This is a genomic window from Bacillus andreraoultii (assembly GCF_001244735.1).
Taxonomy (GTDB): domain Bacteria; phylum Bacillota; class Bacilli; order Bacillales; family Caldibacillaceae; genus Caldifermentibacillus; species Caldifermentibacillus andreraoultii.
The window spans coordinates 421,656-443,744 of sequence record NZ_LN868935.1 but is presented as its reverse complement, the minus strand read 5'-3'; the positions used below and the strand labels follow the sequence as shown (position 1 = coordinate 443,744).

General features: G+C 34.1%; 18 protein-coding genes, 1 pseudogene and 1 riboswitch. Of the genes and pseudogenes, 12 read left to right on the top strand and 7 right to left on the bottom strand.

Going from position 1 to position 22,089, the window contains the following annotated elements:
- A pseudogene (locus BN2144_RS02440) lies at positions 1-479 on the bottom strand (transposase); the annotation flags it as partial.
- A 615-nt stretch (positions 480-1,094) separates the two neighbouring features.
- Between BN2144_RS02440 and BN2144_RS02435 the strand changes: the two are divergent.
- On the top strand, positions 1,095-2,696 hold the full coding sequence (locus tag BN2144_RS02435) for a putative polysaccharide biosynthesis protein (RefSeq protein ID WP_033826751.1): 1,602 nt from the start codon (positions 1,095-1,097) through the stop codon (positions 2,694-2,696).
- An 806-nt stretch (positions 2,697-3,502) separates the two neighbouring features.
- On the opposite strand, the gene BN2144_RS02425 is transcribed toward BN2144_RS02435, so the two are convergent.
- Together BN2144_RS02425 and trhA are read right to left on the bottom strand one after the other, a co-directional pair.
- Positions 3,503-3,979: an OsmC family protein gene (locus BN2144_RS02425; RefSeq protein ID WP_033826749.1), complete on the bottom strand. Its 477-nt coding sequence runs from the start codon at positions 3,977-3,979 to the stop codon at positions 3,503-3,505.
- Between the two features lie 77 nt (positions 3,980-4,056).
- Positions 4,057-4,704, bottom strand: a complete 648-nt coding sequence (gene trhA, locus BN2144_RS02420; protein ID WP_033826748.1) for a PAQR family membrane homeostasis protein TrhA — start codon at positions 4,702-4,704, stop codon at positions 4,057-4,059.
- A 128-nt stretch (positions 4,705-4,832) separates the two neighbouring features.
- Between trhA and BN2144_RS02415 the strand changes: the two genes are divergently transcribed.
- Positions 4,833-5,405: a DUF1836 domain-containing protein gene (locus tag BN2144_RS02415; protein WP_033826747.1), complete on the top strand. Its 573-nt coding sequence runs from the start codon at positions 4,833-4,835 to the stop codon at positions 5,403-5,405.
- Positions 5,406-5,410: 5 nt separating this feature from the next.
- Positions 5,411-6,796: a protoporphyrinogen oxidase gene (hemG, locus tag BN2144_RS02410; protein WP_033826746.1), complete on the top strand. Its 1,386-nt coding sequence runs from the start codon at positions 5,411-5,413 to the stop codon at positions 6,794-6,796.
- 85 nt (positions 6,797-6,881) lie between these two features.
- Here hemG and BN2144_RS02405 read toward each other — a convergent pair whose 3' ends face one another.
- Together BN2144_RS02405 and BN2144_RS02400 are read right to left on the bottom strand one after the other, a co-directional pair.
- Positions 6,882-7,379, bottom strand: coding sequence for a QueT transporter family protein (locus BN2144_RS02405; protein WP_033826745.1), 498 nt, complete (start codon positions 7,377-7,379; stop codon positions 6,882-6,884).
- 13 nt (positions 7,380-7,392) lie between these two features.
- Positions 7,393-7,437, bottom strand: a riboswitch (PreQ1 riboswitch).
- Positions 7,438-7,771: 334 nt separating this feature from the next.
- The gene (locus tag BN2144_RS02400) at positions 7,772-8,140 is read right to left on the bottom strand and encodes a hypothetical protein (protein WP_033826744.1); all 369 of its coding nucleotides are present in this window, start codon (positions 8,138-8,140) and stop codon (positions 7,772-7,774) included.
- 271 nt (positions 8,141-8,411) lie between these two features.
- Between BN2144_RS02400 and BN2144_RS02395 the strand changes: the two genes are divergently transcribed.
- The 9 genes from BN2144_RS02395 (at position 8,412) to BN2144_RS02355 (ending at position 18,231) form a co-directional block, all read left to right on the top strand.
- Positions 8,412-9,164 carry a threonine/serine exporter family protein gene (locus BN2144_RS02395; RefSeq protein WP_033826772.1) on the top strand — a complete coding sequence of 251 codons (753 nt, stop codon included), beginning with the start codon at positions 8,412-8,414 and terminating at the stop codon, positions 9,162-9,164.
- A 43-nt stretch (positions 9,165-9,207) separates the two neighbouring features.
- Complete coding sequence (locus BN2144_RS02390) at positions 9,208-9,657, top strand: threonine/serine exporter family protein (RefSeq protein WP_033826743.1); 450 nt, start codon at positions 9,208-9,210, stop codon at positions 9,655-9,657.
- Positions 9,658-9,728: 71 nt separating this feature from the next.
- Positions 9,729-10,184 (top strand): divergent PAP2 family protein, encoded by a 456-nt coding sequence (locus BN2144_RS02385; protein ID WP_033826742.1) that lies wholly within the window; start codon positions 9,729-9,731, stop codon positions 10,182-10,184.
- A 241-nt stretch (positions 10,185-10,425) separates the two neighbouring features.
- Positions 10,426-13,116, top strand: coding sequence for a tetratricopeptide repeat protein (locus BN2144_RS02380; RefSeq protein WP_033826741.1), 2,691 nt, complete (start codon positions 10,426-10,428; stop codon positions 13,114-13,116).
- Positions 13,117-13,470: 354 nt separating this feature from the next.
- Positions 13,471-13,872, top strand: coding sequence for a hypothetical protein (locus BN2144_RS02375; protein ID WP_033826740.1), 402 nt, complete (start codon positions 13,471-13,473; stop codon positions 13,870-13,872).
- A gap of 342 nt (positions 13,873-14,214) precedes the next feature.
- A complete protein-coding gene (locus tag BN2144_RS02370) occupies positions 14,215-15,384 on the top strand; it encodes a DHH family phosphoesterase (protein WP_050632179.1) in 1,170 nt (389 codons plus the stop codon).
- A 233-nt stretch (positions 15,385-15,617) separates the two neighbouring features.
- A complete protein-coding gene (locus tag BN2144_RS02365) occupies positions 15,618-15,911 on the top strand; it encodes a CC/Se motif family (seleno)protein (RefSeq protein ID WP_033826739.1) in 294 nt (97 codons plus the stop codon).
- 176 nt (positions 15,912-16,087) lie between these two features.
- Positions 16,088-16,621: a DUF8052 family protein gene (locus BN2144_RS02360; protein WP_230199688.1), complete on the top strand. Its 534-nt coding sequence runs from the start codon at positions 16,088-16,090 to the stop codon at positions 16,619-16,621.
- The gene (locus BN2144_RS02355; protein WP_033826738.1) at positions 16,618-18,231 is read left to right on the top strand and encodes a carbon starvation CstA family protein; all 1,614 of its coding nucleotides are present in this window, start codon (positions 16,618-16,620) and stop codon (positions 18,229-18,231) included. The genes BN2144_RS02360 and BN2144_RS02355 overlap by 4 nt, the downstream gene beginning before the upstream one ends.
- A gap of 293 nt (positions 18,232-18,524) precedes the next feature.
- Here the strand turns inward: BN2144_RS02355 and BN2144_RS02350 are convergent, their stop codons facing one another.
- Both BN2144_RS02350 and BN2144_RS02345 read right to left on the bottom strand, forming a co-directional pair.
- Positions 18,525-19,172 carry a glycoside hydrolase family 25 domain-containing protein gene (locus BN2144_RS02350; protein ID WP_230199687.1) on the bottom strand — a complete coding sequence of 216 codons (648 nt, stop codon included), beginning with the start codon at positions 19,170-19,172 and terminating at the stop codon, positions 18,525-18,527.
- A 336-nt stretch (positions 19,173-19,508) separates the two neighbouring features.
- On the bottom strand, positions 19,509-22,022 hold the full coding sequence (locus tag BN2144_RS02345) for a bifunctional diguanylate cyclase/phosphodiesterase (protein ID WP_050632178.1): 2,514 nt from the start codon (positions 22,020-22,022) through the stop codon (positions 19,509-19,511).
- Positions 22,023-22,089: the final 67 nt, after the last annotated feature.

The window sequence follows — 22,089 nt, the reverse complement described above, 5'->3', positions numbered from 1 at the left end:
GACTCTTGGTTACCATACGTATCAGAATGGGTAGAATCTAAATCAATAAATAGAGCTTGCGATTTTCTAAAAGCATGAATTTTATCACGTAATTCTTGATTCGCTTGATTTAAATGATCAATCGATTCTTGGTTAAATCGAGTGTAAAAACGAGATAAGCTCGGTTGAGAAGCGAGAGCTGGTGTATCAATAATTTCTGTAAAAACAGGACCCCTTGTCAATTGATCGGCAGCGTCATCTTCATAATATCCAGCAATGATTTGATAGATCTTTTAACGTAATAAGTTTTCACTTGAATGAAAGTAATAGGCTCTTGGATCATCTAGTTTTAAGTGGTTTTCCAAAGTCTTGGAAAATCCTATTTTTTCATCAAACTCTCTAAAAAGAAGTTCACCCGTATCCGAGGAAAGAGAGCCTCCATCATTTGACAATTTAATTTTACGATCGAAATCAAGTGTTAATTGCGATAAAATAGCCATTATAAGAATCCTTTCTGTGGTTATTTCGTCGTTGTTTTAACCTTAACAGAAATGGATTCTTTTTCCATTTATTTGATGCATGACTAAATGAGCTGGGCTACTTGATAAACAAGCATTCAATGGCTTGTCAATGTGTTTTCATGAGTATTTCAGGGTATTATATATTTTTTATTCAATAACTTAGCCTTTTCCATGGAGTGAAATTGTAGGATGAGGAGATTTAGAATATCCTTGTCTTGTCATAGAAATATTCCAGTTGAAAAATTGATCAAGAAGTTTGAACAAAGTAACGGAAAAGGAAGAAAATAATTATCCTATCGGTGCTATGTAGAATGTATTATTGTCCGGAAATGTATCCCAATATGACAGTGATGAAAACTTCTATGATAATTGGTGCTTAATGGATAGTTACGTGTACTCAGTGAAAATAGCATCTGAATCTGTTATAAACAAGAAACTCGTTCTTTTTTGTAATAATTGGAAAGACATCTGCCTCAAATTTTAGAAAGAGCAGATGTTTCCGAACGTAAACACCAAAAGATTACATTACATAAAACACGATTGGTCAATATTGTGTTAATATAATATATTAAGCTCTAGAAACAGGTAGGAATTATGAAATCAACATTTTTAAGAGGATCCTTTATTCTTACATCTGGAATGATTTTAACTAAGATATTTGGTTTATTGTACATTATTCCATTTACAGCAATAGTGGGAAATAAAGGTATTGAATTATACGCTTACGGCTATGTTCCTTATACAATATTTATCAGCATTGCAACGGGTGGTCTTCCTTTAGCAGTTTCTAAATTTGTAGCAAAGTATAATACATTAGGACAATATAATGTTGGTTACAAGCTGTTTAAATCAGGTATAGTACTAATGATATTTACCGGATTATTGTCTTTCATAATATTGTTTCTAATAGCACCTAAGTTGTCAGTTATAGTTCTTCCAGACCAAGGTTCTAACTTCTTGAGAAGTGATGTTACATTAGTTATCAGATCTGTTAGTTTTGCATTAATATTAGTACCCGTTATGAGCTTAATTAGAGGGTTCTTTCAAGGGTATGGTTCAATGGGACCTACAGCGATTTCACAAGTTGTTGAACAATTATTTAGAGTATTATTTTTATTATTAGGAGCTTATCTGGTACTTAATTTATTGGGTGGTACTATTGTAACAGCTATTAGTATTGCAACATTCTCCGCGTTTATTGGTGCAATAGCCAGTCTTTTAATATTAATTTGGTACTGGATAAGGAGAAGAAAAAACATTCTTAATCAATTGAATGATATTAAGGAAAAAGTATCACTGAAGCATATATATATGGAGGTAATAACTTATTCTATACCATTTGTATTTGCAGGACTTGCTTTTCCTATACATCAACTTATAGATCAACTTACATTCAATAAAACATTAGAATCTATAGGTTTAGCAGAACAATCAGGCTATTTATACTCTATTCTAAGCATGACGGCACCAAAGCTTGTTTTAATACCAATCACTCTAGCTTCAGCATTTACCCAATCTATTGTACCTAATGTGACAGAAATTTACATGCAAAATAATTTTAAGGCTTTTAAAATATCTCTAAATAAGATTATTCAAATATTTTTATTTTTAATTATCCCAGCATCTATAGGGATATCTATATTAAGTAGTCCAATTTATACTGCTTTTTTTGGATTTGATAAACAGGGCCAGGAAATATTAAGTATATACTCACCGGTTGCAATAGTAATTGGATTGTTTTCAATAACAGCTGCAATATTACAGGGAATAAATAAACAAAAGGTAACGATTATTGGTTTATTATTGGCAATATCGATAAAAATTTTAATAAATACACCTTTAATTGAATTGTATCAAGCTAAAGGAGCAATTTTGGCTACGGCTATCAGTTTTCTTATTTCTATTATAATTAACTTAATTGGAATTCAATTTTACTCGGGATTTAGATACAGGTTTTTATTCCGTAGATGCTTGCTAATAATTATATTTACAATAGTTATGGGTTTATTAGTTTTATCTTTTGACTTCTTACTATCTTTTTTTATTAATGAAAAAAGCCGCTTAGGGTCAATACTTTTATTATTGATAACTATTCCATTAGGAATCTTTATTTACTTTTATTTATCTATACGGAGCAAGTTATTTGTAAGCCTATTCGGACAAAAAATAGAATTATTAATTAAAAATTATATTTGATGCATTAAATCTTGCGAAGGAAAAAAAACTCCCGTTTCTTTAAAGAGTCTAAGTTACTAGATAAGGATTTGAAGATGCAATTCAATTTATTTATGAACCAAAACCTAATTGGTAATGTCTTAAATAATTTTGAAGTATAAATTAAGAAGTTGGCTGGAGAGGTTGCTTAATCCGAATATACCAGAATTCCGGTTAGTTGGTGTTGTTTATATGGACATAGAGGAGTACTTTAGGTAGAAGGAAATTTTTGTATGGTGGATATTCAGTGTGCGCATCGAAAACTTTGTAAGTGAAAAAGGGTGACCTTTTTTTCTTACAAAGTTAAATCATATTCCAGAACGGCTATGTCTGACGAATTCATTGAAAAGAGCAGATTAAAAGGAAGGTTATTATATAAAAAAATCAAAGGAAATTCCTTTGACTTTTTTACACAATATCATTCACTGAAGTATTTATTAAATCCATTATTGATAACAACAAGTCCTAGGATGAAGGAAATGGATCTCATCGTAAAGTCGCTAACAAGCAAACCACCCATGAGTTCAGAAGTATTATATAAATGTCCAGTAATAATAATCGGAGTTACTATAATTAAAAGACCAATCACAATATTTATTAATAGTAACAATATCTTGGATTTTCCTTTATTCATAAGAAAACACCTTCCTTCAAAGGTAATTAAAATCTAAATCCTACATCCTTCTATATAATTAATTTATAACCGATTATAAAGTTAAGTCCAAGTATTTTTAAAAAAAATTCATTTAATCGCCGCAAGCCAACTCTCAGTAAGTGCTATATATTTTTTAGCTAGGATTCAGCTCTTCGGTAATCCCCTGAGTTTTCTTTATCGTTACTTGTAGTTCCAATTCGACATTCCCTTCAATTGCCCGGCTAATCATACATGACTTTTCAGCCTTTTCAGCTAATCGAATGGCTCGTTTCTCATCTTCGGGTGAAGCATCTTCTTTTAAAATAATAGTCGGACGATGAATAATCTTTTTATATGTAAAGACGCTGTTTGTAACGTCAACGATACCGACGGACTCCATCATTAAATCTTCCTTATCTAGTTTACTGCGCTCCATCATCGCTGCAAGCGTAATAATATAACAAGTTGCGGCTGCACCTAACAACATTTCATCTGGATTTGTCCCGATGCCAGGTCCATCCATTTCAAGTGGGATTGAAATTTTCGTTTGCAAATGACTGGCTTCAATTGTTCCGACATCGTTCCTTAATCCAGGCCAATGTGCTTTTAAGTGGAAATGATGTTCTGCCATAAAAAATCACTCCTTACTCTGCGTAAACGACTATAAATAGTTCGCTATATGATTTTTAATGCCTGTTAATTTAGACATTAAAGCACGTATAAGTATACGCTTAAGAAATGCATGACGCTACCGAGAAGAATGAAGAGGTGGAAAATTTCATGGAAGCCCATCCATTTAAATTCTAAAAATTTTGGTTTAACGGCATAAATCACACCACCGATTGTATAGATAACTCCACCTAAAATAAGTAATACGACTCCACCAATATTAATCGTTTTTGAAAGTGGTGAGATGACCGTAACTGCAATCCAACCCATTCCGATGTAAAGTGCTGTTGATAACCATCTTGGACAATTGAACCAGACCATTTTAAAAACAACGCCAGCAAGTCCTAATCCGGTAATAATACCAAATAAAGTCCAGCCTAACTTACGATCAAGACCAACTAAACAAAACGGAGCATACGTCCCAGCGATTAAGACGAAAATCATTGAATGATCAATTTTCCTTAAAAAGGCGATAACCTTATTTTTAGCAATTACCCAATGATAAGTTGTTGAAGCTGTATATAGTAAAATTAAGCTAATCCCAAAAACGATTACGGCGGCTAGAGATTTCCCTCCACCAGTACTTGTAGCAACTTTTACAATCATCACGACAAGAGCCGCAATAGATAAAAATACACCAACGAGGTGAGTTAAACTATTAATTGGTTCACGAATATACTTTTCCATAATAACATCCCCTTACGATTACATGTAGTTATTGAAACTACTTACAATAATATACTCATTTCAAAACGTAGTCAACATTTACTTTTAAAATTAAACCGGTTAAAATTTAATAGTAGAGGAGGGGTAATGTGGACCATGTAAAAAAATTTCTCGATCAACTAGAATTAGATAAAAATATTACCGTAGAAGATATACCAAATATTGATTTATATATGGATCAAGTGATTCAGTTGTTTGAAAGTACATATAGCGGTACAAAAAGAAATGAAGATGATAAAATATTAACGAAAACAATGATTAACAACTATGCGAAAGGTAAATTATTTTTTCAAATTAAAAATAAAAAGTATTCAAAAGAACATATTCTATTAATCAGTTTAATTTTTCATTTAAAAGGGACAATTTCAATTGGAGATATAAAGCGTGTTCTTGAAGAGATGAATGAAAAAATCGTTAATGAAAAGTTTGACTTACCCCAATTTTATGGAAGTTTTTTGACGATCGTAAGTGAAAATATGAATCAATTTCAACGTGATTTTCAAGAATTGGTTACGAGCGCTGAAAATGAAGTCCAAGCTTTTGATGAAAAGGATAAAGATTACTTAGAGAAAGTATTAATGATATCCTCTCTATCTTATATGAGCAATTTATATCGGCGTGCCGCAGAAAAATTAGTAGATGAAATTCAAGGTGAGGAGTGAAAAGGATGGAGACAGTATTAGTTATTGGTGGGGGAATAACGGGATTATCCGCAATGTATGAGTTGCAAAAGCAGATGAAAAAACAAAAACGAAAAATACGTCTTATTTTAGCGGAAGCATCTTCTTCTTTTGGAGGAAAAATTCGGACCGTGAAAGAGGAAGGTTTTATTATGGAGGCAGGCGCGGATTCAATTGTTGCACGAAAGCTGAGCGACTCTGGACTTCTAAAGGAACTTGGATTAGAGGAGCATACGGTATACAATGCGGTTGGTACGTCCTATCTTTATACAGAAGAAGGGCTTAAACAAATCCCAAGAGAGGCGGTTTTTGGAATTCCGGCTAGTATCCGGTCATTAGCAGAAACGACGTTACTCTCGGCGGAAGGGAAAGTGGAGGCCCTTAAAGATTACTATTTAAATGACCGTCAATTCACGGAGGATGACTCGATAGGTGATTTTCTTGAATATTATTTAGGAAAAGAATTAGTAGAAAAGCAAATTGCACCAGTATTATCAGGCGTCTATTCTGGTTCATTATATAACTTAACGATCGGCTCAACGCTTCCATATGTTTTACAATATAAGGAGAAATATGGAAGTATTATGAAAGGGATTGAAGCGAATAAGGAACAGTTTATTCGTGATGGAGATAAAAAATTCCTTTCGTTTGCTGATGGATTGAGTACAATCGCACAAACAATTGTTGAGAAGTTAACAGATGTAGAACTTTTACTAGAACATGAAGTTGTACAAATTGATAAAATTGATAAAAATATGTATCAAGTTCATTTTCAAAATGGACAAATGATTGAGGCAAATTCAATCATTTTGAGTATCCCACATACAGAGGCGAGCCGGCTATTAAACAATGAACAAATCCAAGAGATATTTTCAAATTTGAAAGCGAGTTCACTAATTAGCGTCTATTTAGGTTATTCAATCCCGGATGAGGCTTTACCAGAAAATGGAACAGGGTATCTTGCGCCAAATGCGGAGGACCTATATTGCAATGCTTGTACTTGGACGAGCCGAAAATGGAAACATACATCGACTATAGGCAATTTACTTGTACGATTGTTTTATAAAAGTAGCCATCCAAAATATTCGGTTATCCGTGATATGAATACAGATGAGTTATTGAAAATTGCGCGCAATGATATCGAAAAAAGTCTAGGAATTACAGAAGAACCGGTTGTGTGCGAAGTTACGAAATGGACGAATCAAATGCCAACATATCAAATAAACCATCCGAAAGTAGTCGATTCATTGGAAAAACGAGTACAAGAATATTATCCTGGTGTTTATTTAGCAGGGTGTTCATATTATGGCGTAGGGATTCCAGATTGTATTGAAAATGGAATTGATGTAGCGCGAGAGATTATTGGTGAATAGACAACAAGGCTGTCCTAAAAAAGGGGATTCCTTTTCAGGCAGCCTATATTTTATCGTGTTGTTATGTGATCAAGCAAAAATTCCTCTAGTCTAAGACCCCTCGTTTATGGATTGCATGCATGATTGGCATTCCAATTATCATAACGCCAAACTCTCCAATTGCTAATATTCCCCATGTTTCTAAAAATGGAAAACTTGTATCCCAAACAGAAAATCCGGTAGCAATTTTGATTTCAAACGCAATAATAAAAATCAAAAATGAGAAAATAAACGAGTTAATCGTCATCAGTAACCATTTATTTGTAACAAACTTGCCGATAAAAATAGTGAGGGCTAGAGAAATAATCGAGTGGGCAACTCCAAAAATTAAATCATAGGGATTCATTGTTGAGAAAAATAAATTTGAGAAAAACACCCCAATGACAACGCCGAAGAAATACTTTTTATGAAAGACAACGAGATGGTTAAAAATCTCTGGTACTCGAAATTGAATACTGGAGAAGGCAATGGGTTGGATAACTGCAGTAATGGCAATGTACAGTGCTGCAATAATGCCATTGACAGTAATCGTTCTAATTTTCATTTTATAAAGGATCCTTTCCGTAGTTTTTTTTCGTGGGATGGTCACGAACCACGCCGGATTCACCGGAAAATAGCGTAATCTATTATACAATTTATTTTATAGAATAACAAGATGAAGTGGAACCTCGAGTTCATAGAATGTCACTGAATGACTTAATATGGAGAATTTCAACTAGAATTGGACAGTTACTACCTGAGGAAATGAGAAGTTAATTTTGTGTCTAGATTGTCTCGTGAAATTAGTGATGTTCACTTGGAAAAACAGGTCGTCCTAGTCTTAGGGTGACAAAAAGTGAGTTAATTCTAGGCCATAAAAACTCGCCAAAAGGAAAAAGCCTAAAAGAGCGATCGTCGCATCCTTTTAGGCTTATATTACTCATTCGTGAAAACCTTCTAAAATCCATCTTCAGTTGGTGTGAAAGGAAAATTAAATTGACGTTCAACTGTACGAAGTCGTTGATTTAGCCGTTGTAATCTTCGTGTTTGCTGCTGATTTACGCCATTTAATCTTGTCACTTCTGTATTCACTCGTTGAATTTCTTGGTTTATCCGTTTAATTTCTTGATTTATGCGGCCAATTTCCTTATTTTGTCTTGATAACTCTTCTGTTTGTCGTTCATTTTGTCTTTCTAGTTGGGCTATCCGTCTTTCTAAATGGGGATTTTGTCTAGATAAATCTTCGCTATAGGGCATATAATTGGATTCGTTCCTTTCAAAAGGAACGACTGAATAATCTGGGTAGTAGTAATGATAAGGGTACACGGGTCAACACTCTCCTCACTTGTTATTCCTTTATACTTTATGACAGGTGTCTAAATTTGACCGGGCGTTTTCCCAATTTTGTCTAATCCAAAAAAGACATATTTCATACGAAAAAATTCCATTGCTTGAACGCATTGGGTTCGTTAAACTGTATTAATGGAGTGCATACAAAGCCTGATCTATTGAAGAAACTTATCTAAATATATTTAACATATAGGAAAGAATCGTGGTGAAATATGTGGATCGTATAGCTAAGAGAAAAGCAAACATTATGGAAGTTTGTTTGCTCGCGGGTGAGATTATGTTAGAAAGTGGGGCAGAAACGTACCGAGTGGAAGATACAATGGTTAGAATTGCCCTTAGTTATGGAGCGGAACAAGCTGAAAGTTATGTAACACCAACCGTTATCATTTTTTCATTAGATGGTGATGAATACAACTCATATCCTTTGACTACGAAAATGAAAATGAAACGAATCGATTATCGAACAACAGACTTAAATAAAATTGCCATCGTAAATCATCTTTCTAGGGAAATTAGTGAAGGAAACTGGACGTTAGAGGAGGCTTACGGGAAATTAAAAGAAATAAAGAAACGTAACGACGCATACCCGATATGGCTACAAATATTTGCAGCTGGCATTGTAAGTGGTTGTTTTGTCATTATGTTTTTAGGAAAATGGATTGATGTTCTTCCCGGGTTCATTGCTGGAGGAATTGGTTATTTCTTCTTTTTAACTATTCAACCGTATGTTCGAATTCGATTTTTTTCTGAATTTATTGCTTCTCTCATCATTGGACTAGTTGCCTATTCACTTATTTATTTTGGACACGGTGTTGAAATTGATAAAATCATTATTGGTTCTGTCATGCCATTAGTTCCCGGATTGCTCATTACGAATGCGATTCGTGATTTAATGGCTGGCCACCTTGTATCGGGTTTGACGAAAGGAGCCGAGGCATTATTAACCGCTTTTGCCATTGGTTCTGGAATCGCGGTTGTTTTCGAAATCATTCCGTATTAACGGTATGATATATGTAATAATAAAATAAGCGTAGGTGGTAAAAATGTTTGCCCAGCTCGTAATGAGTTTTATTGCAACAAGTGGTATGGGGATTGTTTTTAATGTACCCAAAAAGGCCATTATTAAATGTGGATTAGTCGGAATGATTGGTTGGTTTATTTATTTTTATATGATATCAATAGGGCATAGTGCTGTACTTTCAAGTTTTGTGTCTGCCTTTGCTATATCATTATTAAGTCATGTCTTTGCAAGAATGTATAAAACACCTGTTATTATTTTTATAGTTGGAGGAATTATTCCACTTGTACCAGGAGGACTTGCTTATAATGCGATGCGAAACTTTGTAAGTAATCATTACTCTTTAGCAATTGAATTTTTTGCAAAGGTACTATTAATTGCAGGTGCGATTGCGATTGGTATTATTTTATCAGAGGTTTTTAACAATTTATACAAAAATCGAATCGATAATAGAAAAGTAAAGGAATTAGACTAGCATCTGACCGAATAAAATTAACATACATAAACCACCTCCTTTATTAGAAAACTAAAGAAGAGGTGGTTTTATTGAATAAATCAATTATTACAGCCCTTGCCACAATTGGAATTGCCCAATTTTTGAAAATTCCAGTTAAAAAAATTGGCGGCGAAAAATGGGATTGGCGACTTCTTTTAGAAACGGGTGGTATGCCAAGCTCCCATTCGGCAGGTGTATCTTCGTTAGCAACGTATATTGCTTTAAAAAGAGGGGTTAAAACGGTTGACTTTGCGCTTGCTTCCATTTTTGGCTTGCTTGTAATGTATGATGCCCAAGGAGTGCGGAGACAAGCGGGAGAATTAACGATTAAAGTTAATAAACTTGAAGAAGAAGTCGAACGCATTCGTGGTCAAAAAGATCATCATTATCATGACCGGAAAATTCGGAAATTGCGTGAACGATTAGGTCATCAACCAATCGAAGTGTTAGCAGGTGCTTTATTTGGAATTGTAAGTGGCTTCATTTCATACAAAATATTCGAATAAAGAAGGGGCTGTCCGAAAAGGGATATCCATGTTAATTAAGAATGTTGATATATAAAGGTTTTGAAACAAGAATAGGGCATCTAGAAATCAAAAATACGACTTTCTGGACAGCCCCTTTACAATGTTGTGAAATTGAAAGGAATTTGCAATATAATGGAGAATATAGTTTGTTAGAATAGTTTATTAAAGAATTGAATATTTTAATAAGGATCTCAAATACAGAATACTAGGTGATCATATGTTGGAAAAACAATTAATATCGAAAATGTATTACCGGACGCTCATAAGTGAAGGTCGTTCTGTTCATCCAATTCAACAATTAGGAGAGTTGTTTGAAGAAGAGCAAAAGAAGGAATTTCCAGATGCCTCAAATATTCGCTTTGCTCAAGGTGAAGTTTACTATCATAATAAAGACTATGAAGCAGCTATCTTTAAGTGGGAGAATGTTCATAACGGGTTTACCCAATGGGCAAAGAAAAATATTGCCGACGCATATATGGAACTTGGAATCTATCAAGATGCTGAGACAATTTATTTATCAGTTGAGACGGATTCATTAACTTTACGCACAGAAGTATTGCTTCAATTATTTTCACTCTATATTCAACAGGAACAATTTAAACGAGCTGATGAAACGATTAAACAAACAGTCCAGATAAATCCGGACTATCCAAATGTAACGAAACTAGCTCGAGCCTTTTTCGAAAAGCAAGAAGATTGGTATAGTGCGATTGAATTAGCGATTCAAGAAGGAATTCGAACAAAAGAAAAAGGTTGGTTTGAATTACTAAAAAAGTATATTCAGGATGGTTATGCAAAACAGCTTGATCCAACTTTCTTCTTCCAGGCATTAAAGTCGGTATTAGAAATAGAACCGGTACTGTTTGAACAGTTAATGGTAGCATTATGGGAAAACTACGAATCAGAAAAGGAAACATTCCAATGGGTAAAAGAAATAAATACATTTTTAAAAGAATCCGAGTTACCACAACAATATCAGTGGCGAACGCTCTCACAATATTATAAAAAGACTTATCACGAATTAATGGACGGAAATTATTCGTTACATCTATTAAGGGGACTAATCCCGAATTATTTACATGCTTGGATGAAAATAGTAGTGAAAGAAGATGCAATACTTCCATCCTCAGCGATTTTTGCTTGGAATGAAATGGTTCCAGATCAATTTTCCCCAGATTTATTACAAATTGCAGAAAAAACACTATTTAATGCAGAAATGAATGTCGATGTAATGGATCGAGGTAAAGAACTACAAGAAGCCATTGAACATTGGACGGAAAATCATCAATTAAATCAAAATCTTCGTCTACAAATGCTTGCAACAGAGTTAACGGATTTTACGAATCAAATGGTCGGTGTGATTTGTTTTAATGAAGATGATAAATCTAGTTTTGCAAAACAATTTTTACAAACGGATATACTTAGTAAACACCGAGATTATGCGGTATCTTTCCTTAAAGATGGTAATGAGGAAAGAGTTATCGAATTCAGGGATTACCATAAGCGGGAACTTACCATTGAGGAATTTAATGGAATGACTTCACGTACGAAGGGCGCAAATATTTGTTATGAAGTTCAATTATCAAATGGGATGTTAAAGAATAATCATTTAACGTTCATTGATTTTCCATCACTTAATCGTGTTCCTGTATTAAACGATTCGTTAAAAGAAACGTTAAGAATAGTAGATACTTTACTTGTGGTTATTGGTGAAAATGGAGTATCCGAAGCTGAACAAGAATGGATTGAGTCAATTCCGCAGCTGTTCCCACAAGCAAAAACATATCTCGTATACAATGGAGGCAACTTATCGGATATTGTTGTTCATGATCCAAAATTTGAACGAATTTATTACGAAAATACCAATGAACAACGAGACAAATTGGCTGCCTTACTTCAGTCGAGTTGGGATACGAAAGACCAAAAACAGACACGAATAAAAAGTTATTTATACGTCTTAAGAAAAATAATGGATAATCTTTTAGACCAAAGAGAAAAAATCGAAAGCCAACTAATTGATACCGTACAGCAAAAGGAAGATTTAGCACAAAGGGTAAATGGGGCAATTTATCAGCTCCAAGACTTAACGAATGAAAAAGTAAATATGATTAAAAAGTCGTTCATGTTAGTTAAAGAAGAAACGAAAAAGGAAATGATGAAGGAAATTCCAATCCGATTAAAAGACACAGCAAAAATGGTTACAAAGAAACGTGACTTCCAACGGATCCATATTGAGCTTAATCAGGAAATGAACGATCGGATTCAACAATATTTGAATGAAGAAGTAATGCCAGAATTTTTAACGAGAATTACAGATTGGTTGACGATTGCACGGACAGAATTAAATGAAGGAAGAATGTTTTTAGAAGAAATCAATCAAGGATTTAATACAATGATTGGTCAAGAGCGACTACAATTAACATGTGATTATAAGATTTTAGAAGATTGGCAGCGTGATATTGATCGGTTAACAAGTAGAATTAATTATGAACCGGTCAATATTTTACTTCGCTACACACCAAAACAAGTATTATTAAAAAGTGCTGGAAAAGTTTTTGGACGAATGATTCAAAATAAAGATATGCTAGCAAATGGTTTTAAGCAATTGATTGAAAATGGAAACTATGAACAAGAAGCTGAAACGATTGCAAATCGATTTTTTAATCCATTTTTACTTTTAGAACAAGGAATTGAACGAGACCTTCAACTTTTCTTTAAGGATGCTTTTGAGGAATTGCAAATATTAGCTGAAGAAACGAATCGGGAAATAACGGAAACAACGGGCGAACTCAAAAACTTAAGGGGAAAACCAGAATTATTCCATGACCCATTAAAAATATTTGAAATAACAAGATTACAGTATAAATATATTGTAGAGATAAAGGAAATGTCTTTATCTTATATAAAATAGAATAACAAGAAGAAAGGTCGCCTGTTTTCATTGAGAAGCGGGTGACTTTTTTTAAGTCGGTTTTTATCAGACTTCGGGAAATTCAGGTTCGAGAAATTCTATGAGCCAGTTTTTAACGTAAACCTCAGGATTTTAAGTTCATAGAGAAGCTTTAATAGCACGTTTCACCAAAAACTACGATAATTTCGTGTGACCTTACTACACTAGATGACCGTTTAACCGAATTTATTATGTAGCAGAAACAGCTATGGGGGTGTTTTCAAATCATTAACTTATTTCATAACACAAGTTCTAATCGATTTTCCCTATCATAAGATAATTTAGATGAAAAAATATCTAGGTGGGTGAACATTCATGAGTAAGCGAGAAAACAATATCGATTTAATTACGGAGGATATGGTTGCAAGATTTTCCGAACTGAGTAAACAGGCAAAGGAAATTGATAAAGAGCTGGTACGATTAAAAAAGCTATTTAACGAATATTTCGATTTAACAGTAGGGAAAAATGAAAAGGGACGCGTATCCTTTGAATCATTCATATTAGAACGACATATACGAACTTCAGAAAAGTACCGTGAAGAGGAAACAGTGGAAAAGCTGGAAGATATGAATTTATCTGAATGTGTCAAAGTTGTAAAGAAAGTCGATGAAGAAAAAGTTAGCGCGGTTTTAACACTGGGTTTATTACCACCGGAAGTATTAGCAGAGTATAAAGAAAGAAGACATGTACCAGTGATTACGGTTAAAGAAAAATAGGCTGAAATTTATTAGTCAGAGCAGCATCTTCATTCATTCGATTTTATTCCTCTGTAAATTTGTGGAAGTACGTACCTCGTTAAGATAGTCGGCCTACTTGGAAATTTGCCGAAATGAATCAAATTTTTTATCGGATACGAATTGAATTTGTCCATCATCTACATTTTTAACAGCTTAATGGACGTGTTGGACAAGCGTCATCATCATTTCCTCCCTAGAAGCGGAAAAACGTCATATTTGCATAAAATTTCATCGTATTTTCATTTTTTGTCGCCAATGACATGCATAAAGTGGTAATATTTAACACATAATGAACTTGCAGCATTTCGGGAGGTAATCTTTTTGAAAATAAAATTATTTACAGATACTGATTTAGATGGTTTAGGAACTGCCATTGTTGCGAAACTAGCTTTTGGTGACGCGGTGGAAGTTAGTCACTGTTCCTATCGTAATTTAAATCAACGGGTAGAGCAATTTTTACAAAACAATGATCATAAAAGTGTGAAATTATATATTACTGATTTAGCAGTAAATGAACAGGTTGAGAAAAAATTAGATCAACGATACAAAAATGGAGGGCATGTACAAGTGATTGACCACCATGTAACAGCCCTGCACTTTAATGAATACCCTTGGGGTAAGATTGTTGTTGAATATGAGAATGGAAAAAAGACCTGTGCTACCTCACTACTTTTTGACCATTTAGTAGAAAATAACCAACTTGAAGAGACACAGGCTTTAAAGGAATTTGTTGATTTAGTTAGACAATATGATACATGGGAATGGGATGAGAATGATAATATATTAGCAAAACATTTAAATGATCTCTTTTTCATGTTTGGTCGTGAACAATTTGAAGATGATTTGTTGAAACGATTGAAAGAACACCCAAATCAATTCGAACTCACAGATATGGAATCAATGTTAATGGATGTAGAAGAGAAAAAAATCGAACGTTATATTTATGCGAAAAATAAACAAATTGTCCAGCGATTCGTTGGGAAGTATTGTATCGGAATCGTTCATGCCGAGCAATATTTATCCGAACTCGGCAATGCTTTAAATAAAAAGAACCCACATTTAGATATGATCGTTCTTGTTAATGTCGGCACGAAAAAGGTTGGATTCCGGACCATTCATGATGAGGTGAATGTTGCTCTTTTCGCAAAGGAATTTGGCGGTGGGGGACATCCAAAAGCATCCGGATGTGATTTGTCAGAAGACGCATTTAAATTATTCGTAACCGATGTCTTTCATTTAGAACCAATTAAACCTGATCCTGAGAAAAATGAGTCGAATGTAAGAGATGCTCTTCAAGGAACCTATTATGAAAATCGAAACGGAGAAATTAGTCTCATTAAGAAAAACAATATGGGGAAATACATTCTTGTTCATCAAGGAGAGCTTCAACAAGTTAAATTTTCAACTTTTGAAGAAGCAGAGAAGTATGTGAAGCGAAATTATCAATCTTGGCTGCAATTTGATCGAGAAATGCATAAAAATAAATTTTAAAAGTTCTAGGTTTCTGTGACTTCTTTTAATGAAAACTAATTCTTAAAAAAGCTATCGTAAGGGATAAACTTGCGGTAGCTTTTTTAATATTATTTAGTTATCAATGATTGTACATGCATATCCGAATTATATAAATTAACAGGGAACTTTTTGTTCATTTTTTGAGAGAGTTTGTGTATGATTATAATAATATAAATTACAGAATTGTTAAAAATATCGATGGAGGTGTGAATATGAGTCTACAAGTTACATTGGATGATCGAGCACGGGAATGGTTATTAAATAAGAGCCGTATTATTACCATTTCGAGTTTAAGTGTTAACAATTGTTCTGTACCCATTGAGGAAGTTTCGATTGAGTTTAAAGAGCCTGTCAATAAGACCCAATTTATTCAAAAACAAGTAGGAGAACTCTTATTTTATATTCAAAGGGGTCTGAATTTTCGAAATAATAATGTTCAAATAAAACTAAGTGGATTTTCCTTATTTAAAACACTCCGTATTGAAGGACTAAAACGACTTAGTTAGGAATCTATATATAGACAAATAGGGGAAAGACTCGATGATGGGATGATCTATTGTGTCATGGTTTTTCGTAGATTTATGGACACAGAAGAAAGAACGATTGTATTTACTGAACATGGAGGAATAGAGAGTGATTAGGCGGTTCCTATTTTGGTATTTACCGAATTGGAGGAATGATTGTGACAGATAACAAAAATTTGGATTACTTTATTACGGATCTCGCAAACTTGTATACTCCTTACTTTGACGTATACCGTGACGAAAAGATTAATGACCTTTCACTTGCATTTATTGCCCAATTTAAACGCCGTGATGAGCGTTATATGGTTTCAAAAAAGATAAAAGTTTATAGTGTCGAAAATCAGCAAGTTATTTTCACAGCAGTTTGTAAAGGGGGAATTCAAGAAGGCTATTTGAAAAAGTTTCAGCAGGAGATAACGAATCATCTTGAAGGTTTTATACCAAATGATCGTGAGCATATGTCGACTGTTGCCCTTGGAATTATTGTTACAGATGAGGATGTTTCACAAGAAGATGTAAGGGAGGTGAGACGGTATAGAAAACTGAAATTCTTAAAGTTTGGATTCCATGGGTGGATAGAAATGTATCTAGCAATCATTAATCCTTATCATCAACAAATTGAGATACACCCAAAGGGAAAATCTTTGATCTCGCCAATGAAAAAACTATTGAAGGAGGAAGTTCACTTATGAGTGCAATTATGTTAATGGTCATGGCAGGACTAACTTTTATCGTTGCATATTTTACTTACGGTAAATATCTCGATAAAAAGTTAGGAATTGATCCTAATCGCGCGACACCGGCAATTGAAATGGCTGATGGAAAAGATTACGTTGCAGCAAATAAGCCGGTATTATTAGGTCATCACTTTGCAACAATCGCTGGTGGAGGTCCAATTGTGGGTCCAATCTCAGCAGCAGTTTTCGGGTGGATTCCAGCAGTTCTTTGGGTTATAATCGGGAGTATCTTTTTTGGTGGCGTTCATGATTATGCGTCGTTACAAGCATCTATAAGACATAAGGCACAATCAATCGGGACAATTATTAAGGAGTATATTGGAAAACGTGGGCAGACATTATTTTTAGCCTTTTCGATTGCAACAATTATTTTGATTGTTGGGGTATTTGCTGTTTTAGTATCTGATACTTTTGCATCTGTTCCAGAAGCAGCAACTGCATCCATGCTTTTCATTGTGGTAGCGATTATTTTTGGTGTAGCCGTTAATCAAATGCGTGTGAATTTTGTCGCAGCAAGCATTATCGGTGTGATTGTTATGTTTGCCTGTGTGTACGTAGGTATTTTATTTCCATTACATTTAAGTGCAACAGTTTGGATATTTATTTTATTAATTTATTCTTATGTTGCTTCTGTTTTACCAGTTTGGTTATTATTGCAGCCACGTGATTACTTAAATTCATTTTTACTATATGGCATGATGTTTGGTGGTTTTATCGGAATTCTTTTTGCAAACCCTGTAATTGAAATGACTGGATTTACTGGATTTTCAAATGCAACATTAGGACCATTGTTCCCAATTTTATTTATTACGATTGCTTGTGGAGCAATTTCAGGTTTCCACTCATTAGTAGCAAGTGGGACAACAGCAAAACAGTTAGATAGTGAAAAAAGTGGTCGTTTTATTGCTTATGGTGGCATGTTAATTGAAGGGTTTTTAGCAATTATTGTCGTTATTTCTGTTGCTTATATGTCCTCAGAAGTATTCAGTGCGAAATTAGCTGAATTAGGAGGTCCAATTCCAACGTTTGCAGCAGGGCTTGGATTTTTTATGAGTCATTTTGGACTTTCAGAAGCTGCTGGTATTACATTCGTTTCTCTAGCTGCCTCTGCCTTTTTAATGACAACATTAGACTCAGCAACAAGACTAGGTCGTTATGCTGTACAAGAGTTTGCAGAAGGGAAATCAAAGTTTTTTAGCAATGAGCATGTTGCAACCCTTGTTATCGTTATTGGTGCTGCAGCATTAGCTTTATCGGGTACGTGGAGTGACTTATGGCCGTTGTTTGGTTCCGCAAACCAAATGTTAGGAGCACTAGCTTTATTGGCAGTAGGTGTGTGGTTAATTAAACGCGGAATGACTTCATGGTTTGTTGTCATTCCAATGATTTTTATGTTTATTGTTACAATTTCCGCATTGTTAATATTAATGAAAGATAACTTTGTTGTCGGAAACTATTTATTAGTTGTGTCAGGATTTATCTTGTTCGTTCTTTGTATTTTCCTAGTTATTGAAGCATGGCAGTCGTTCAATAGAAAGGATAAGGATCGAACGATAAAGGCATAATTTTTTTAGCCAGAAATAATAGAATATTCAAATAGGATGATGAGGGTACCTGTTTTCGGGTACTCTTTTTTATGTAATAGATGAGGTTTCTTAAAAGATGAAGAGATATTTGCAAGGTTACTAAAAGAAAACAGTTGGAATGGTCACGTAGATACAGGTTACGTGACCTCCAGGGGTCAAATCAGTTTTAAAAACAGTTGGAATAGTAGCATGGTTTTAACCGTTTAATGAGCATAGAAGCTTTCATCTAATGATAAACACATACATATACGGGAACCTCTTACAAAAAATTATTACCAAAGAAGGTTAAATAGCTTTCTGACAATTAAGTTTGTATCGATTGGATACGTTTCAGCATCACGCCCATATTGCCATCCCCAAATATTAGCACGGCAATTAGGCTTGATTGGATTATAAGTAGGGGCGTCCTTTCGTGTTGTTACACCAAGTTTCGGTTCAGCACTCCAAATAATAAGTTCGTTTGCCACTTTTGGATTTTCTGAAACTGCTTGGCAATAAGACTGGTTAAAATCACCTGTAACTGGATTTTGAAATATTCCAGGAAGGTATCCACTAGGAATAAATGCATCCACGAAGCCGCAAATCCAGTCACTGTCGACTTGAAAGAATCGTTCTACATTTGCAAACAGCACTTTCCCTTTAGGTATTCCAAGTCTCCTTGCATGAAAAATCGTATTAATAGCTACCGTTTTTCCTCGGTCGTAACCAATGGCTTCAAGAAAATCATAGTAAATCGGTATAACCTTTATACCACTGTTATGCAATAGTTGGACTTCTTGCGCGGTAATACCTTCTGATGCTCCTTGTACTGTGGACAAATGTCTCCCCCAAAATTCTGGCTTTCCGAATTTATATAAAACACAATGATAAAGTTCTTTTGTCACTAAAGCTGCGGAGTCAACTCCCCAATGAGGGCTCACGTTACCTCCTCCAATCATTTAAATTTTTGTATAAGTACCCATAACATCATATGGTGTATTAGAAAAATCGAACACAAAAATAAGTGGGATTTATTTACTTTTCAGTTATTAACGAAGGTCAAATCAAGCGAGAAATTAGGTTCATAAGCTCGGGTAAAATGGTTGTCAAGGACAAAACAGGCGTGGAAACTGGTGCAAGTGTACAATAGAAGTGGTCTAATGGTAAAAACGAGTACAAAAGCTAATTGAAGTGTCCAATAGGGTGGTTGTCATGAACAAAACGGACACAATATGTGTAACTACTTAAAATCTAACCACCCTAGTATTCAAATAACATTATGTTTCTAACGGTTGCGTTGTCAATAATTTTTCAACGAATTCTTTAAATGGCAAGGGCCGACTGAAGTAAAAGCCTTGAACAGAAACATTGGCATAGTTGCTTAAAAATGTCAGGTGCTCTTTTGATTCAACGCCCTCTGCAACAATATTCAAATCTAATAATTGTCCAAGTGTTATGATTGCTCTTGTTAGTTGGGCGACTTTTTCATCGTTTAATACATTAAAAATATAAGATTTATCAATCTTCAACGTATCAACAGTAAGATCCTTTAAATAACCAATGGAAGAGAAACCTTTACCAAAGTCATCAATGGCAATTCGGAAATGACTATTTTTTAATTTAAGTATGGATGTGATTAAATCAGGATCTTCTTGTAAAGTCATAGTTTCTGTAATTTCAAATTGAACCTGTCTCGGTTTAATATGATATTTTTCAAGTACGTCTTTAATGACCGAATGAAAGTCGGGATGTTTGATTTGCTTTAATGAAAGATTAATACTAACATATAAATCTTTAAAACCTTTCTTTTGTAAAAGAGCTAAATCCCGGCAAGCTGTATTTAAAATATGAGCGCCAATGGGGATAATTAAACCGTTATTTTCAGCAACTGATATAAATTCTTGAGGTGGGATAAAACCGTCTTGCGGATGGTACCACCGTGCTAGTGCTTCTAAACCAATAATCGTTTTTGCATGGGAATCGACAATCGGTTGATAATGTACAGTAATCTCATGATTAAGAAATGCAGTGTATAAATTTTGTTCAATCCAGTTTTTTCGTATATGGCGATATTCTAATTCATCATTGTAAAAAATATATTGATTCTTTCCTAATCTTTTTGCTTCATAAAGAGCAATATCAGCTACTTGAATTAACTTGTCACTATCGACTCCATCATAAGGAAACAGGCTAACACCGATACTATTGGAAGCGAAAATTTCATGATGTCCAATGGTGATTGTTTCACCGAGCTCATCGACAATGGTTTCTACTTGATCCTTTATTGTGTCCTTATCTCCATGCATAATAATGGCATATTCATCGCCGCTAATGTGAGCGACAAAAGAATCCTTACAAAGAGTAACGAGTCTTTTTCCGAAAATTTTTAATACATCATCTCCAACAGCATGACTGTAAGTATCGTTAATATTTTTAAAATCGTCAATATCAATAATGATGACTGCAAATTCATTCGTCAAATCACTCGTATCAATTTCTTCTTTTAATTGCTTAACAAAATAGTGGCGATTAGGTAAGTCTGTCAATAGATTATGATAGGCTTGATGTTCAATCCGTCTTAAATACTCCTGTTTTTCAGAAATATCTTGGAACACAATTACCGAGCCTAATAACTTATCATTCTCAATTAATGGTGTGGCTACATAGGATACTGGGAATGCTCGTCCACTTTTGTGAATAAATATATCCTCATCCACTCTTACCGTTTCTTTATTTTCGTAACTTTTATTAATCGCACATTCAGTAAGTGGGAGAATACCTCCATTTTCATTACCATGAATGAGTGGATGAATGACTTTTCCGACAATTTCATCGAACTCATATCCAAGGAGTCGTTCTCCTTCTCGATTAATAAAAGTGAGTCGACGGTTGTGATCCATTACAAAAACACCCTCACCAAGAGAAGCGGTAATTGTTTTAAATCGTTTTTCATTATGCGTTAGTTTTTTTCGCGCTCGAATTAGTTTTTCAAAAGGTTCTTTCACCGTTGATATGTAAAGGACTCTCATAAAAAACCCAAATCCAATTATTTTATAAAGATGGCCTAGTAAATTTAACGAATCATAGACACTTAAATAGAGCGTAAAAATAAGTTCACTTAATAATAAATAGGAAAGGGCTAATATGAAATCGATTGTAACCGGTTTTCCCTTACTCTTATATAATCGAACTAATTTTGAGATTGACAGAAATAATAGAAAACTAATGAAATACTCGAACCATTTTTTTAATACAGTTGTACCTTGACCTTCAATGACAAGAAGAGGCAGTTCATTTTGAAAATACGTCATAATCGTCATTAAAACAAAAAGGAAAATGATCGTGTTCTGTAAATAAATATATCTTTTTGAAAGAGAAACGGTTTTTATCTTTGCATATAAAATAAAGATAATAAATAATGCTTGTGTAAGCCGTGCTAAAACCCAAAACCATGTTGCGATATTGACAGAGCTTTCGATGAATATGGCACCAGGCATACCGTTATAGGTTAATAAGTGTAATAGGTCCAGTACAGCGATGATGGAAAAGCCAGAAAAGTATAATAAGCGATCATTTGATTGTCGATATGAAAATACAATCCAAGACTGTATAGCTATACTAGTAGATATGATAATACTACATAACTCGAGGAACGTGTGTAAAGCTAAATAGTGGGAGTCCTTATGAACAACAGGATAGTCTTTTAAAAATAACAAAGTAATAAAATAAAAGAAGACGCCAACAGAAAGAATTATTAAATTCCTTTTTTCATGCTCATTTAATCTCATCATGATTTGACCGCCTTTAGACATGAATTTTGGAATAAATCTAGGAAAATGATTCTCTGATACTATTAAG

Excerpts from the sequence above, each read along its gene's own strand:
- BN2144_RS02390 (WP_033826743.1), top strand. The coding sequence starts at position 9,208 with ATGTTTGCCCAGCTCGTAATGAGTTTTATTGCAACAAGTGGTATGGGG.
- BN2144_RS02425 (WP_033826749.1), bottom strand. The coding sequence starts at position 3,979 with ATGGCAGAACATCATTTCCACTTAAAAGCACATTGGCCTGGATTAAGG.
- BN2144_RS02345 (WP_050632178.1), bottom strand. The coding sequence starts at position 22,022 with ATGATGAGATTAAATGAGCATGAAAAAAGGAATTTAATAATTCTTTCT.
- BN2144_RS02375 (WP_033826740.1), top strand. The coding sequence starts at position 13,471 with ATGAGTAAGCGAGAAAACAATATCGATTTAATTACGGAGGATATGGTT.
- trhA (WP_033826748.1), bottom strand. The coding sequence starts at position 4,704 with ATGGAAAAGTATATTCGTGAACCAATTAATAGTTTAACTCACCTCGTT.
- BN2144_RS02355 (WP_033826738.1), top strand. The coding sequence starts at position 16,618 with ATGAGTGCAATTATGTTAATGGTCATGGCAGGACTAACTTTTATCGTT.
- BN2144_RS02405 (WP_033826745.1), bottom strand. The coding sequence starts at position 7,379 with ATGAAAATTAGAACGATTACTGTCAATGGCATTATTGCAGCACTGTAC.
- BN2144_RS02395 (WP_033826772.1), top strand. The coding sequence starts at position 8,412 with ATGGAAGTTTGTTTGCTCGCGGGTGAGATTATGTTAGAAAGTGGGGCA.
- BN2144_RS02365 (WP_033826739.1), top strand. The coding sequence starts at position 15,618 with ATGAGTCTACAAGTTACATTGGATGATCGAGCACGGGAATGGTTATTA.
- BN2144_RS02435 (WP_033826751.1), top strand. The coding sequence starts at position 1,095 with ATGAAATCAACATTTTTAAGAGGATCCTTTATTCTTACATCTGGAATG.
- hemG (WP_033826746.1), top strand. The coding sequence starts at position 5,411 with ATGGAGACAGTATTAGTTATTGGTGGGGGAATAACGGGATTATCCGCA.